Annotated in this window: 11 protein-coding genes; 9 read left to right on the forward strand and 2 right to left on the reverse strand. The window is 71.4% G+C overall.

Annotation, left to right across the window (positions count from 1 at the left end; translation table 11 throughout):
- The first annotated feature begins 233 nt into the window (after positions 1-233).
- The gene (smc, locus tag ACX80K_RS00900) at positions 234-3,863 is read left to right on the forward strand and encodes a chromosome segregation protein SMC (RefSeq protein WP_459270005.1); all 3,630 of its coding nucleotides are present in this window, start codon (positions 234-236) and stop codon (positions 3,861-3,863) included.
- Here the strand turns inward: smc and ACX80K_RS00905 are convergent.
- The gene (locus ACX80K_RS00905) at positions 3,860-5,119 is read right to left on the reverse strand and encodes an MFS transporter (protein WP_459270006.1); all 1,260 of its coding nucleotides are present in this window, start codon (positions 5,117-5,119) and stop codon (positions 3,860-3,862) included. The genes smc and ACX80K_RS00905 overlap by 4 nt on opposite strands.
- 64 nt (positions 5,120-5,183) lie before the next feature.
- Here ACX80K_RS00905 and ftsY point away from each other — a divergent pair, with 64 nt between their 5' ends.
- The 3 genes from ftsY to ACX80K_RS00920 all read left to right on the forward strand — a co-directional run bounded on the left by ftsY (position 5,184) and on the right by ACX80K_RS00920 (position 8,217).
- Positions 5,184-6,377 (forward strand): signal recognition particle-docking protein FtsY, encoded by a 1,194-nt coding sequence (gene ftsY / locus ACX80K_RS00910; protein WP_459270007.1) that lies wholly within the window; start codon positions 5,184-5,186, stop codon positions 6,375-6,377.
- A gap of 173 nt (positions 6,378-6,550) precedes the next feature.
- On the forward strand, positions 6,551-7,882 hold the full coding sequence (locus tag ACX80K_RS00915; protein WP_459270008.1) for an ammonium transporter: 1,332 nt from the start codon (positions 6,551-6,553) through the stop codon (positions 7,880-7,882).
- Positions 7,879-8,217, forward strand: a complete 339-nt coding sequence (locus tag ACX80K_RS00920) for a P-II family nitrogen regulator (RefSeq protein WP_043445797.1) — start codon at positions 7,879-7,881, stop codon at positions 8,215-8,217. Before ACX80K_RS00915 ends, ACX80K_RS00920 begins: the two co-directional genes overlap by 4 nt.
- 104 nt (positions 8,218-8,321) lie before the next feature.
- Here the strand turns inward: ACX80K_RS00920 and ACX80K_RS00925 are convergent, their stop codons facing one another.
- Positions 8,322-9,761, reverse strand: coding sequence for a glucose-6-phosphate dehydrogenase (locus ACX80K_RS00925; protein ID WP_459270009.1), 1,440 nt, complete (start codon positions 9,759-9,761; stop codon positions 8,322-8,324).
- Between the two features lie 177 nt (positions 9,762-9,938).
- Between ACX80K_RS00925 and ffh the strand changes: the two genes are divergently transcribed.
- The 5 genes from ffh to ACX80K_RS00950 all read left to right on the forward strand — a co-directional run bounded on the left by ffh (position 9,939) and on the right by ACX80K_RS00950 (position 14,143).
- Complete coding sequence (gene ffh, locus ACX80K_RS00930; RefSeq protein WP_459270010.1) at positions 9,939-11,516, forward strand: signal recognition particle protein; 1,578 nt, start codon at positions 9,939-9,941, stop codon at positions 11,514-11,516.
- A 54-nt stretch (positions 11,517-11,570) separates the two neighbouring features.
- Positions 11,571-12,278 carry an alpha/beta fold hydrolase gene (locus ACX80K_RS00935; RefSeq protein ID WP_459270011.1) on the forward strand — a complete coding sequence of 236 codons (708 nt, stop codon included), beginning with the start codon at positions 11,571-11,573 and terminating at the stop codon, positions 12,276-12,278.
- Between the two features lie 160 nt (positions 12,279-12,438).
- Positions 12,439-13,338 carry a VOC family protein gene (locus tag ACX80K_RS00940; RefSeq protein WP_459270012.1) on the forward strand — a complete coding sequence of 300 codons (900 nt, stop codon included), beginning with the start codon at positions 12,439-12,441 and terminating at the stop codon, positions 13,336-13,338.
- A 153-nt stretch (positions 13,339-13,491) separates the two neighbouring features.
- Positions 13,492-13,896, forward strand: coding sequence for a 30S ribosomal protein S16 (rpsP, locus tag ACX80K_RS00945; protein ID WP_459270013.1), 405 nt, complete (start codon positions 13,492-13,494; stop codon positions 13,894-13,896).
- Position 13,897: 1 nt separating this feature from the next.
- Positions 13,898-14,143: an RNA-binding protein gene (locus ACX80K_RS00950; protein ID WP_104050540.1), complete on the forward strand. Its 246-nt coding sequence runs from the start codon at positions 13,898-13,900 to the stop codon at positions 14,141-14,143.
- Positions 14,144-14,206 lie beyond the last annotated feature (63 nt).

Here is a 14,206-nt window from a genome sequence, read left to right on the forward strand (position 1 = left end):
TGGATCCACGGATGGATCGGCCTGGACGCTCTGAAAACTGCTGAATCTTTGGTAAGCCTACTTCGTAATGCAGCGGCCGGTCACGTCGAATTCACCGGCGCGTGCGGTCTTGCCGCCCGATGCACCGCTCCGAGCCGGTCCGACGCCGGCCCCGCAGCGGGCGCGATACCCGGCGACGTCGGTGGGTTCCAGTAGATTAGGGAGGTCCTACACCACCTGGAGATCCTGACACCGTGCATCTGAAGAGTCTAACCGTGCGAGGGTTCAAGTCTTTCGCCTCGGCGACCACCTTCGACTTCGAGCCCGGCGTCACCGCCGTGGTGGGACCGAACGGCTCCGGGAAGTCGAACGTGGTGGACGCGCTCGCCTGGGTGATGGGCGAGCAGGGCGCCAAGACACTCCGCGGCGGCAGGATGGAGGACGTGATCTTCGCCGGCACGTCCGGTCCCTCGGGCAGGGCCGCGCTCGGCCGGGCCCACGTGTCCCTCACCATCGACAACAGCGACGGGGCCCTCCCGATCGAGTACACCGAGGTCACCATCAGTCGCACGCTGTTCAGGGCGGGCGGCTCGGAGTACGCGATCAACGGCAGGAGCTGCAGGCTCCTCGACATCCAGGAGCTGCTCTCCGACTCCGGCCTGGGGCGGGAGATGCACGTCATCGTGGGCCAGGGCCAGCTCGACAAGGTGCTGCACGCCACGCCGGAGGACCGCCGGGGGTTCATCGAGGAGGCCGCCGGGATCTTGAAGCACCGGCGGCGCCGGGAGAAGACCGTCCGGAAGCTCGACGCGATGCAGGCGAACCTGGCGCGGCTGTCCGACCTCACGGCCGAGCTGCGGCGCCAGCTGACGCCCCTCGGGAAGCAGGCGGAGGTGGCACGCCGTGCGCAGCAGGTGCAGTTCGCCGTCCGGGACGCGCGGTCCCGGCTGCTCGCCGACGAACTCGTCACCCTGCGGGCCGGCTTCGACCGGGACGCCGCCGCCGAGGCCGCGCTGCAGGCGCGCCGCGACGAGGTCGAGGCGGAGCTCGGCGCGGCCCAGGGACGCCAGGCGCACCTCGAGCAGGAAGCAGCGGCGTCCGTCCCCGCCCTCAACAGGGCGCGGGAGACCTGGTACTCGCTGTCCAGTGCCCGGGAGAAGCTCGCCGCGCTCGCCGCCCGTGCCGAGGACCGGGGGCACCTCCTCGGCCAGGGCGACCCCGCACAGGACCAGGGGCGCGACCCCGACCACCTCGACCGGCAGGCCGTGCGCGTGCGCACCGAGGTCGAAGGACTGCAGGACGAGGTCGTGTCGCTCGCGCACGCCCTCGAGGAGACCCTCGCCGTCCGCCATGCCGCGGAAGAGGCATCGGCGGCCGAGGACGCCCGGCTCGCGCGCCTGCTGCGGGCCGCCGCGGACCGGCGCGAGGGCGACGCGCGGCTGGCGGGCACCGTGGGAGCCGCGCGATCCCGTGTGGAGTCGGCCGCCGCCGAACTCGGGCGCCTCCGCGCGTCGATCACCGCGGCCGAGGAGCGACGCCGCACCGCCGAGCGCGACTTCGCGGCCCTCGAGGGCCAGGTGGCAGGAGCCGAGGAGGGGGAGGAGGGACTCGACGCCGAGTACGAGGCCGCCTCCGCGGCCCTCGAAGCCGTCACCGGGGAACGCGCCGCGCTCGCCGAGGAGGAGCGCGGAGCGGACCGCGCCCGTGGAGCCCTCGCCGCCCGCCTCGAGGCGCAACGCGAGGGCCTCCAGCAGCGCGACGGCTCGGGCGCGCTCCTCGCGGCAGGGCTCGACGGCGTGGTCCCCCTCGCGCGGCTCCTCCAGGTGGTGCCCGGGTTCGAGAAGGCGGTCGCCGCTGCGCTGGCGCACTCCGCCGATGCCGTGACCGTCCCGAGCGTCCCCGCGGCGGTGCGGGCGCTGGAGCTCGTCAAGCAGGACGACGCCGGCCAGGTGTCGCTCGTCGTCGCCCCCGGCGTGCGGGAGGCCGACCGCCCGGCCGCGCCGGAGCCGCAGGTGCCGCACGTGCCGGGAGCACACGACGGCGGGCCGGTCGCCGCCCTCTCCGTGGTGTCGGTGCCGCCCGCCCTGCGCGCCGCCGTCGAGGACCTCCTGGCCGGCGTTGTCGTCGTCCGGGATCTCGGCCAGGCCGCCGCCATGGTGGAGGGCGGGAGCGCGGGGACGGCCGTCACGCGGGAGGGTGATGTCGTGTCCCGGCACGCCGTCCGCGGGGGGACGCCCGGTGCGGCGGGCTTCCTCGAGCTGCGTGCCGCAGCCGAGGAGACCGAGGAGGACCTCGCCGCCGCCGTCGCCGCGACCGAGCGCCTCCGGTTCCGGCTGTCGGCAGCCGATGCGCGCCTGCAGGCCGCCCGGCAGCGTGCGGAGGCGGCGCTCGAACGCCTGCACGAGTCCGACGCCCGGATGGCGGCCGTCGCCGAGAGACTGGGCCGGCTGAACGCGGGCCTCCGCTCGGCCTCCGGCGAGGCCGAGCGCCTCGCCGCCCTGGTGCGCGCCGCCGAGGCGAACCTCGTGCAGGAGGAGTCGAAGCTGCAGGAGGCCGCCCTGCGCCTGAAGGACCTGCAGGCCCAGCCGGTCGAGGCAGAGCCGTCCACCGCACAGCGGGACGATCTGCAGCGTGCCGCCGCCGACGCGCGGCAGGCCGAGCTCGAGGCGCGGCTGGCGCTCCGCAGCAGGGAGGAACAGCTCTCCGCGCTGGCGAACCGGGCGGCATCCCTCGAGCGTGCCGCCCGGTCCGAGCGCCGCGCACGGGAGCAGGCCGCCGAGAAGGCGAGGATCCGGGCGGCGCAGGCCCGGAAGGCGGCGGCCGTCGCCGGGGCGGCGCGCCGGGCCGAACGGGCTGCGGCCGTCTCGGTCGCCGCAGCCGCCGAGCACCGCGATGCCGCCGAGCGCCGACGCGACGAACAGGACAGGGAGCTGCTGGAGGTGCGACGGTCGACCGCGGACCTCGCCGTCGAACTCGCGCGGCTGACCGATTCCGTGCACCGGGACGAACTCGCCCGTGACCGGCAGCGGGCCCGGATCGAAGCCCTGGAGAACCGCTCCATCGAGGAACTCGGCCTGACGCCGGACCACCTCGTCGACGAGTTCGGCCCGCACCTCCCCGTGCCCGACGACTCGGCCCCGCGGGACAAGTGGGCCGCCCTGAGGGCGCCCGTCGACGACGACGGCAATCCCGTGCCCCACGGGGTCCCGTTCGTGCGCGAGCAGCAGGAGAAGAGGCTGAGGAGGGCCGAACGCGACCTCGCGGCCCTCGGGAGGGTGAACCCGCTGGCGCTCGAGGAGTTCGCGGCCCTCGAGGAGCGGCACCAGTTCCTCAGTACGCAGCTCGCCGACCTCAAGGCCACGCGGAAGGACCTCCTGGACATCATCCGGGACGTGGACGAGCGCGTGGAACAGGTCTTCACCGCCGCGTACCGCGACACCGCCGAGCAGTTCGAGCGCGTCTTCGCGACCCTCTTCCCCGGCGGCGAGGGCAGGCTCGTCCTGACCGATCCCTCGGACATGCTCACCACCGGGATCGAGGTCGAGGCGCGGCCCGCGGGCAAGAAGATCAAGCGCCTGTCGCTGCTCTCGGGCGGGGAGCGGTCGCTGACGGCCGTCGCCCTCCTCGTCGCGATCTTCAAGGCGCGGCCCTCGCCGTTCTACGTGATGGACGAGGTCGAGGCCGCCCTCGACGACACGAACCTGGGCCGGCTCATCACGATCTTCCGGGAACTCCGCGAGTCGAGCCAGCTCATCATCATCACCCACCAGAAACGCACCATGGAGGTCGCCGACGCCCTGTACGGCGTCACGATGCGCGGCGACGGCGTGTCCACCGTGATCAGCCAGCGGCTGACGGCCGGGGCGGAGCCGGCCGGCCGCTAGGGTGCGGTGGAGCGGGCCTGGGCGGGCAGGGTCTCCCGCGAGCCGATCCACACGGCGGCGGCGGCGACCGCGAGGGCACCCGTCACCACGAAGGCCAGGTCGTAGGAACCCACGAAGAGCCGGTCGATGATGACCCCGGCCACGAGGGGACCGAAGATCGCACCCAGGTCGGAGCTCATCTGGAAGCCCGCCAGGACCTTCCCGCCGCTGCGTCCGTTGCCGATGACGTCCGCGACGGCGGCCTGCTGCGCCGGGTTCAGCAGCCCGGTCCCCACGCCGCCGACGACGCAGACGGCGAGGAACACGGCGACGTCCCCCGAGAAGCCGAGCGCGGCCATCGCCGCTCCGTTGACCAGGAGGCCCGTGATCACGAGGGGTCTCCTGCCGACGGTGTCGGCGAGACGCCCCGAGACCGTCAGCGCGAGCGCCGTCCCGGCCGCGAAGAACGCCAGCGAGATGCCGGCGATCTGCGGGCCGGCGCCCAGCACCGCGGTGGCGAAGAGCGGCACGAGGGCCATGCGGATGCCGAAGGAGGACCAGCCGTTGGCGAAGCTCGACACGAGTGCCGCACGGTACGCGGAGTCCTTCACCGCCTCGCGGACGGTCAGGGGAGCGGACTCGCGGGCCGCCTGCCGGTCCGCGAGCGAGGTGTTCTTGAGCTGGAAGAAGACGACGGCGGACGCGACCAGGAGAGCCCCCGCGTAGACGAGGAACGGGACGCGCAGCCCCAGCCCGGCGAGCAGCCCGCCGAGGATGGGCCCGCCGATACTGCCGAGCAGGAACGCCGTGGCATACGCACCCGAGACGCGGCCCCGGATCGACGGCGGCGCGAGCCGCACGATCAGCCCCATGGCCGACACCGTGAACATCGTGGACCCGATCCCGCCGAGACCCCGGAAGACGAGGAGCTGCCAGTAGTCGCCGGCGAACGCGCAGGCCGCTGTGGAGAGCGCGACGATCAGCAGGCCGATGATGTAGACGGGGCGCTCGCCGAGCTTCTCCACGAGCCATCCGCCCGCCGGGGCGAACAGCAGGCGGGTGAGCGCGAACGCACTGACGATCACCGAGGCCGCCGTCACCCCCACGTCGAAGCTGCGGGCGAACTGCGGGAGGATCGGGGCCACCAGGCCGAACCCGATGGCGATCACGAACGCCGCCGCGATCAGCACCCTGATCTCACGGGGGATGCGCTCGCGCTCCGCCCGGCCCGAAGGTGTCCTGGAGAAGGGGATGCGCGCGCGAGGAAGTCCGGCCATGGTCCCCGAATTCTGTCACCCGGCGGGCGAGATGCTCAATCGGCCCGTATGAGAAGGTGGATCGGTGAACGACATCCTCCTGCCTGTCATCTTCGTCATCCTCGCGCTCGCCGTGCTCGGGTCGGTCGCCGCCCTCCTCGTCCGCGGCCGCCGCACGCCGCCCGGGCTGTACTCCTCGCCGAGGGATCCCGATGACCGGGTGACGGGCGGTGCCCACGGTGCGACGTCCACCGACGTCCTGGAGCGTCCCGACGGCCTCCCCACCACCGTGCTCGTCCCGGACGACCTCAGCGGCCTCGACGAAGCGCCCGCCCTGCCGCTGCTGGACACGGTCGACCCCGTGCAGGGCAGGCTCGCACGCCTCCGCGCCCGCCTGGTGCGGTCCAACAACGCCCTCGGCAAGGGGCTGCTCGCCCTGCTGTCGCGGGACAGGATCGACGAGGACGTCTGGGACGAGGTGGAGGAGACCCTCCTCCTGGCGGACCTGGGCACGGAGCCGACCCTGGAACTCGTCGACGCCCTGCGCGAGCGCGTGAAGGTGGCGGGCAGCCGGAACCCCGCCGAGGTCAAGGACATGCTGCGGGAGGAACTCGTCAAGCTGGTCGACCCGTCGATGGACCGTTCCCTGGCGACGCACCGCCACGCCGACCGTCCGGCGATCGTCATGGTGGTCGGCGTCAACGGGGTCGGCAAGACGACGACGGTCGGCAAGCTCGCCCGCGTGCTGGTGGCCGACGACAAGGACGTCATCCTGGGTGCGGCGGACACGTTCCGTGCTGCCGCCGCCGAGCAGCTGGCCACCTGGGGTGCCCGCGTCGGCGTACCGACGGTGAAGTCCGACGTCGACGGTGCGGATCCCGCGTCCGTCGCCTTCGAAGCCGTCAAGGCCGGCATCGAGCAGGAGGTCGACGTCGTCCTCATCGACACCGCGGGACGCCTGCAGAACAAGGTGGGGCTCATGGACGAGCTCGGCAAGGTCAAGCGCGTCATCGAGAAGCAGGGCACGGTGGACGAGGTCCTCCTGGTGCTGGATGCGACGACCGGGCAGAACGGACTCTCGCAGGCCCGTGTGTTCGCCGAGGTCGTGAACATCACCGGGATCGTGCTGACCAAGCTGGACGGCACGGCGAAGGGCGGCATCGTCGTGGCCATCCAGCGCAGCCTCGGGGTGCCGGTGAAGCTGATCGGCCTCGGCGAGGGTGCGGACGACCTCGCCCCGTTCGACGCCGAGGGTTTCGTGGACGCCCTGCTCAACTAGGCCCGACGGGCTCCCGGGTGGCGAAACCTGCCCGAAACATCGACGTCACGCGCCTTTTACGCCGGTGAGAGTTCTGTAACCTGCGCGCAACGCGACACCCAGCAGCCGGAAATACGTGCAACGCATTCTGGATGAGCGGGAAGTTCCCGCCCACTTCGGAAGGACCGCGTTCGATGGATCTGACAGCAGGTCACGTCTGGGTGATGATCTCAGCCGCCCTCGTACTACTCATGACCCCCGGCCTAGCCTTCTTCTACGGCGGTATGACCCGCGCCAAGGCCGCCCTCAACATGATGATGATGAGCTTCATCGCCGTCGGCCTCGTAGGGATCGTCTGGGTCCTCTGGGGCTACTCCATGACGGGCGGCGACGGCGTCGCACAGCTCTTCGGCAACCCGTTCACCTCCTTCGGCCTGACGAACCTCATTGGCACCGAGGACCTCATCGGGGCCGGCTACGGCGCCACCTTCGCGATCATCACCGTGGCGCTGATCAGCGGCGCGATCGCCGACCGCGCCAAGTTCGGCGCCTGGACGCTCTTCGTCCCCATCTGGGTCACCGCCGTGTACTGCCCGCTCGCCTTCATGGTGTGGGGCGGCGGGCTCCTGAGCGCGGACGGCGCGGTGGGCGGGGCCGTCGGTGAGGCCATCGACTTCGCCGGAGGCACCGTCGTGCACATCAGCGCCGGCGTCGCAGCGCTCGTCCTCGCCCTGATCCTCGGCAAGCGCCAGGGCTTCGGCAAGGACCCCGCACAGCGGCCGCACAACATCCCGTTCGTCATGCTCGGAGCCGCCCTCCTGTGGTTCGGGTGGTTCGGGTTCAACGGCGGCGCGGCCGGATCGGCCGAGGAGGCCGGCCTCATCTGGATCAACACCATGGCGGCACCCGCTGCCGCGATGGTCGGCTGGCTGGTGACGGAACGCATCCGTGACGGACGGCCGACGTCGCTCGGCGCCGCCTCGGGCATCGTCGCCGGCCTCGTGGCCATCACCCCGGCCTGCGCCAACGTCAGCCCCGTGGGCGCCGTCGGCCTGGGTCTCGTCTCGGGAGCGCTCTGCGCCCTCGCCGTCGGCATCAAGTACCGTCTCGGCTTCGACGACTCGCTCGACGTCGTCGCCGTCCACCTGGTCGCCGGGATCATCGGCACGCTGTCGCTCGGGTTCATCATGATGCCCGTCGAGGGCGAGGGCGGCGGACTGTTCTACGGCGCCGGCCCGGGCCAGCTCGTCGCGCAGGTCGTGGCGGCAGCCATCGCGATCGCCCTGTCCGCGGTCATGACCGCGATCATCGGCCTCGCCATCCACAAGACCATCGGCTTCCGCATCAGCTCCGACAACGAGGTGTCCGGCGTCGACCTCTCGGAGCACGCCGAGACCGCCTACGAGTTCGGCGGGCTCGGGGTCGGGGGATCGTTCCACCCCTTCGCCGACCAGATGTTCGGGCAGCAGAAGTCCGCACAGCCACAGACCACCCAGCAGAACGTCACGGAGGGCATACATTCATGAAACTGGTGACAGCGATCGTTCGACCCGACAAGCTCGACGGCGTCCGGGGAGCCCTGGAGAACTACGGCGTCCAGGGCCTCACCGTCAGCCAGGCCAGCGGCTACGGCCGCCAGCGCGGCCACACCGAGGTCTACCGGGGCGCAGAGTACACCGTGGACCTCCTGCAGAAGGCACGCGTCGAGGTGCTCGTCGCGGATGCCTGGGTCACCGACATCGTCGATGTCCTGGTGTCCACCGCCAACACCGGCCGCGCCGGCGACGGCAAGGTCTGGGTCATCCCGGTCGAGGAGGCCGTCCGCGTCCGCACCGGGGAGCGCGGGGAAGCAGCCCTGTAGGGTCCGGACAGCACGGCTAGGGTCCGGACAGCACGGCGCACCGGGACACCCCAGCAGCACGGAAGGGCCGCCACCCGGCGGCCCTTCCGTCGTGCGGCGGCCGGTCAGGCCCTGCCGTGCGAGGACGGCCACGCCTCGGGGCCCGCCGACCCTGCCACGTACTCCTCGAGGGGGACCCGGTCCTGCGACCAGGCCGCGAGGACGGGTTCCACGATCCGCCAGCAGTCCTCGGCGGTGTCACCGCGGACGGACAGGGTCGGATCGCCCGCGAGGACACCGTCGAGCACCTCGCCGTAGGGCAGCAGATCCGACTCGTTGAGGTCGGCGCTGAGGGTGGCCCGGTCCAGCGCGAAGATGTCCCCGGGCCCGTTCACGTCCAGTTCGAGCTGCAGGGTGTCCGGGCCGAACCCGATGCGCAGCTTCGTCGGCGCGTCCTGGCCGGTGAACCCGACGGGGAGGTGGCTGACGGGCCGGAACGTGATGACGGCCTCCTTGCGCTTGGCGCCGAGCGCCTTGCCCGAGCGGAGGACGAACGGGACGCCGGACCAGCGCTCGTTGTTGATCGACACCGTGACCTCGGCGAGCGTCTCCGTGCCCTTCGCACCGTCGACGCCGGGCTCGGCGGTGTAGTCGACGATCTGCCGCTCGCCGATCGTGCCCGCCGTGTACCGCGCGCGCCGGCTGCTGCCCGGGGCGTCGAGGTCCACGGAGCTCGCCCGGAGGATGGACCCGATGTGGTCCCGCAGGTCCCGCTCGTGCAGGGTCGACGGCGCATTGAGGGCCAGCAGCGCCATGACGTGGAGCAGGTGGCTCTGGATCATGTCGCGGAGGGCGCCCGCGCCGTCGTAGTAGCGTGCCCGGTTCTCGAGCGCGAGGTCCTCGTCGAAGATGACCTCCACCTTCTCGATGTGGAGGTTGTTCCACACCGGCTCCAGGATGCGGTTGGCGAACCGCAGGCCGAGGATGTTGAAGACCGTCGCCTTGCCGAGGAAATGGTCCACCCGGTGGATGTTCTGCTCGGGGACCAGCTTGGAGAGCTTGGCGTTGAGGCGGTGCGCGCTGGCCTGGTCCGTGCCGAACGGCTTCTCCATCACGAGGCGCGTGCTCTTCGGCAGGGAGTCCGGGCCGAGGGCGCTGCAGGTCAGCTGGCTCACGGCGGGCGGCAGCGCGAAGTAGATCGCGACCGGACCCTCGAGCGTCGCGACGAGCGCGGCGAGGCCGTCCTGCGTGACGTCGATGACATGGTAGGCACTGGCGTCGCGCACCTGCTCGAGCGCCGCGCGACCGCGGTCGTCCGCCTTCTCCCGCGCGGCGGCGAAGGCCCCGTCCACGCGCTCACGCCACTGTTCGTCGGTCCAGTCGTCGGATCCGGCTCCGACGAGCTGCAGGCCGTCGGCCCGGCCGAGGCGGATCAGCCGTGCGAGTCCCGGCAGCAGGAGCCGGCCGGTCAGGTCACCCGAGGCTCCCAGGATCAGCAGCGTCCTCACGCGCGTCTCGGCCTCGGCGGGAATGGTGTCGTGTTCTGCGAGAGAGGAAGTATCCACCTCTTCACCTTGCCACTTATCCCCGCGGGTGTCCCGCCCCGGCGATGCGGGCACGGGTGCGCCCGGGGTCGTCCCGGATGCCCGGCGGGAGCGCCCGTGGTCGTCCTTCCCGCACCCCCAGTTGCTACCCTAGGGAGTTGAGTCTCTCTACTTCCCGATGAAAGAAGTGCACGGCACGTGTTCAATACACTCTCCGACCGGCTGACCGCGACCTTCAAGAACCTCCGCGGCAAGGGCCGCCTCACCGAGGCGGACATCGACGCGACCGTCCGCGAGATCAGGCGCGCCCTGCTCGACGCCGACGTCGCGGTCCCCGTGGTGCGCGCGTTCACGGCCGCGGTCAAGGAACGCGCCCTCGGCCTCGAGGTCTCCCAGGCCCTGAACCCGGGGCAGCAGGTCGTCAAGATCGTCAACGAGGAACTCGTCGCGATCCTCGGCGGCGAGACGCGCCGCCTGAGGCTCGCGAAGAACCCGCCGACCGTGATCATGCTCGCGGGCCTGCAGGGCGCGGGCAAGACCACGCTCGCCGGCAAGCTGTCCAAGTGGCTCAAGGGCCAGGGCCACAGCCCGCTGCTCGTCGCCTGCGACCTCCAGCGCCCGAACGCGGTCCGGCAGCTCCAGGTCAACGGCGAACGCGCGGGTGTGCCCGTGTACGCCCCGCACCCCGGCGTCAGCTCGGAGTTCGAGTCCGCGACCGGCGATCCGGTCGCCGTCGCCCGCCAGGGTGTCGCCGAGGCGCGCGCCCGCCTCCACGACGTCGTCATCGTCGACACCGCCGGCCGCCTCGGCGTCGACGCCGAACTGATGCAGCAGGCCGCGGATATCCGCGCCGCGATCGACCCGGACGAGGTGCTGTTCGTCATCGACGCGATGATCGGCCAGGACGCCGTCAACACCGCACTCGCCTTCAACGAGGGCGTCGACTTCACCGGCGTCGTCCTCACCAAGCTCGACGGCGACGCCCGCGGCGGCGCGGCCCTCTCGGTCGCGTCCGTGACGGGAAAGCCGGTCATGTTCGCCTCCACGGGTGAGGGGCTGAACGACTTCGAGCTGTTCCACCCCGACCGGATGGCCTCGCGCATCCTCGACATGGGCGACATCCTCACCCTGATCGAGCAGGCCGAGCAGTCCTGGGACAAGGACGAGGCAGCCCGGATGGCGAAGAAGTTCGCCGACCAGGAGGACTTCACTCTCGACGACTTCCTCGCCCAGATGCAGCAGATCCGCAACATGGGCTCTATGAAGAAGATGCTCATGATGATGCCGGGCGCCGCCAACATGCGCGAGCAGCTGGAGAACTTCGACGAGCGGGAGATCGACCGCGTCGAGGCCATTGTCCGCTCGATGACCCCGCACGAGCGCCTGGCGCCGAAGATCATCAACGGATCCCGCCGCGCGAGGATCGCCCGCGGTTCCGGCGTGCACGTCTCCGAGGTCAACGGCCTGCTCGAACGGTTCGGCCAGGCCCAGAAGATGATGCGGAAGATGGCCTCGGGCGGCGGCATCCCGGGGATGCCCGGCATGGCCGGGCCCGGGGGGTTCGGCGGTCCCCGCAAGAAGGCCGTCGCGGCGAAGGGCAAGAAGAAGCCCCGCTCGGGCAACCCGGCGAAGGCAGCGCAGGAGCTGCAGGAGGCCGAGGCGCGTCGCGCGGCGGCCCGCACGGCAGCGCCCGGTGCCGCCTTCGGCGGCCAGGCGGACTTCGATCCTTCGGCGATGAACCTCCCCAAGGGCTTCGACAAGTTCCTCGGCAAGTAGCGTCCCGGTGCTCAGCATGACGGCCGGGACCTGCGGGACCGCGGGCAGCGGACGATGACGCTCGAGCGCGCGGTGTTCGTCCACGGCAGCGGGTCCTACGGTGCCGCCGCTTGGCCCCGCCAGCACGGGCTGTCCCTGGACTACGACTGCCTCTACGTGCGCCGGCACGGCTTCTCCGCCTCGGACGAGCCGCTCCCGACGGACCACGGTCGCGACCAGGCCATCCTCGCCGGGGCCCTCGGGCGAGGGGGGCACCTCGTCGCCCACTCCCAGGGAGCCGTCTCCGCCATGATGCTCGCCGTCGAGCGTCCCGACCTCGTGCGCACGCTCACGCTGATCGAGCCCGCGTGCCTGTCCCTGACGTCGGACCTCCCGGCGACCGCGGCGCACATCGGCGTGATGGCCCCCCTGTTCGCGGAGCGCGCCGGCATGTCCGACGACGATTTCCTGCAGGCGTTCGTCCGCCGCGCGTCCGACGCCGAGGCGCGAGTGCCCGCCACCGACGACGCGCGCCGGGACGCCGCCCGGCTGCGGCTCCAGAGCCCGCCCTGGGAGGCACCGCTGTCGATCGTGCCCGGCGTGCCCACGCTCGTCCTCACGGGTGGGTGGGAGCCGCTCTACGAGGAGGTCGCCGAGTACCTGGCGGGTACTGGTGCCGTCCACCGCATCGCGCCTGGCGGTCACCGGCCGCACGACACCGCCGAGGGCGCGGCGCTGATCCGCGCGTTCCTGGCGGCAGCCCGCCTCGACGTCGCGGCCTGACCGCCCGCGCGCTCTTCGTCGGACCGCCGCGCCGGGTGCCTATCCCCGGGGCGGCGTTCCCCCGCGTCTGAACAGGCGCGGCGGGTCCGGCCCCACGGGAATAAGTTGAAGCTTCAACAAGTTGTGCCGGATGTCCCACCAACGCACTCCGAGGAGCAAGATGACCGCGCAGGATCTCCTACCCGCTGATACCGCCATGGGGCCGCTGATGCTGAAGGTCGGCGACCTGGCGCTCATGTCCACCTACTACGCCACGGCCCTCGGTCTCGAGGTGCTCGACGACGGTGCGTGCGCAGTCGTCCTCGGACGGCGGGGGAGTGCGGTGGTCCGCCTGGAGGAAGCAGGCCATCTCCGCCTCCCATCCCGCGGTGAGGCGGGCCTCTTCCACACCGCCCTCCTCTTCCCCGATCGTGCGGATCTCGCCGCTGCCGTCGCATCGGCCGCCCGGCACCCCCTGAGCGCCTACGTGGGCAGTGCGGACCACCTGGTCAGCGAGGCGTTCTACTTCAGCGACCCGGAGAGCAACGGCATCGAGCTGTACTTCGACCGGCCCCGCGAGACCTGGGCCTGGACGGAGGACGGACGCGGCCACCGTGAGGTGGTGATGGACAGCCTGCCCCTGCCGCCGCGCGAGTACGTCGGACGGCACCTGACCGAGGCTGCGGCGTCCTCCGCCGCGTCGAGGAGCGCGACGGTGGGACACGTGCACCTGCAGGTGGGCGACGTGGACACGGCCCGGCGCTTCTACGTCGACGTGCTCGGATTCGAGCGCACCGCGGGCTGGCACGACCAGGCCCTCTTCGTCTCGGCCGGCGGGTACCACCACCACATGGCCATGAACGTCTGGAACAGCAGGGGCGCCGGACCGCGGAAGGACACCCTGGGCCTCGGCGAGGTCCTCATCCGCGTACCGTCCGCCGACGAGGTCGGCGCCCTCGCGGATCGCCTCGCCTCCGCCGGCGTCGAGAGCCACCACACGGGAGCCGAACTGCGCTTCGAGGACCCCTGGCGGAACCGCCTGAGGGTCGCCGTCGAGCAGGTCTCCGGCGGAATCGCCTAAAGTACGGCCATCTGGCACAATGGAGTCGTACTCGATCCGTACAGCCCCTCTCTCTGTGCGCGAATTGTGTCCTCTGAACCCTCCGAATGGCCCGCCCCACGGGAGCAGGACGACGGGTTCGCCCCTTTTCATTTACAAGGAGTGACCACACAAGTGGCCGTAAAGATTCGCCTCAAGCGCATGGGCAAGATCCGCGCACCGTTCTACCGTGTCGTCGTCATGGATGCACGCTCCAAGCGTGATGGCCGTGCCCTCGAAGAGATCGGCAAGTACAACCCCACCGAGGAGCCCTCGTTCATCGAGATCGACTCCGAGCGCGCCCAGTACTGGCTCGGAGTCGGCGCGCAGCCGACCGAGCAGGTCTCCGTCCTGCTGAAGATCACGGGTGACTGGCAGAAGTTCAAGGGACTCAAGGGCCAGGAAGGCACCCTGAGGACCAAGGCGCCCAAGGAGTCGTTCGTGGTGCCCGAGAAGGGTTCCGTCATCGTCCCCGAGGCGATCACGCCGAAGGCGAAGAAGAACGACGACGCCGCTCCGGAAGCGACCGAGGCGGAGTAGGTTGCTGGCCGAAGCTCTGGAGCACCTCGTACGCGGCATCGTCGACAATCCGGACGATGTCCGGGTCTCCGCGAAGAACAACCGCCGCGGCGAGACGCTGGAGGTGCGCGTGCACCAGGAGGACCTCGGCCGCGTGATCGGCCGCCAGGGGCGCACCGCCCGCGCGCTGCGCACCGTGGTGGCCGCCCTCGCGAATGGCGAGCCGGTGCGCGTCGACGTCGTCGACACCGACCGCCGCCGGGGCTGACCCCTTCCAGAGCCAGGCACGACCCCGATCGGCCCCATCACCAGGACATGGTGGTGGGGCCGA

The organism is Arthrobacter sorbitolis (assembly GCF_054510995.1).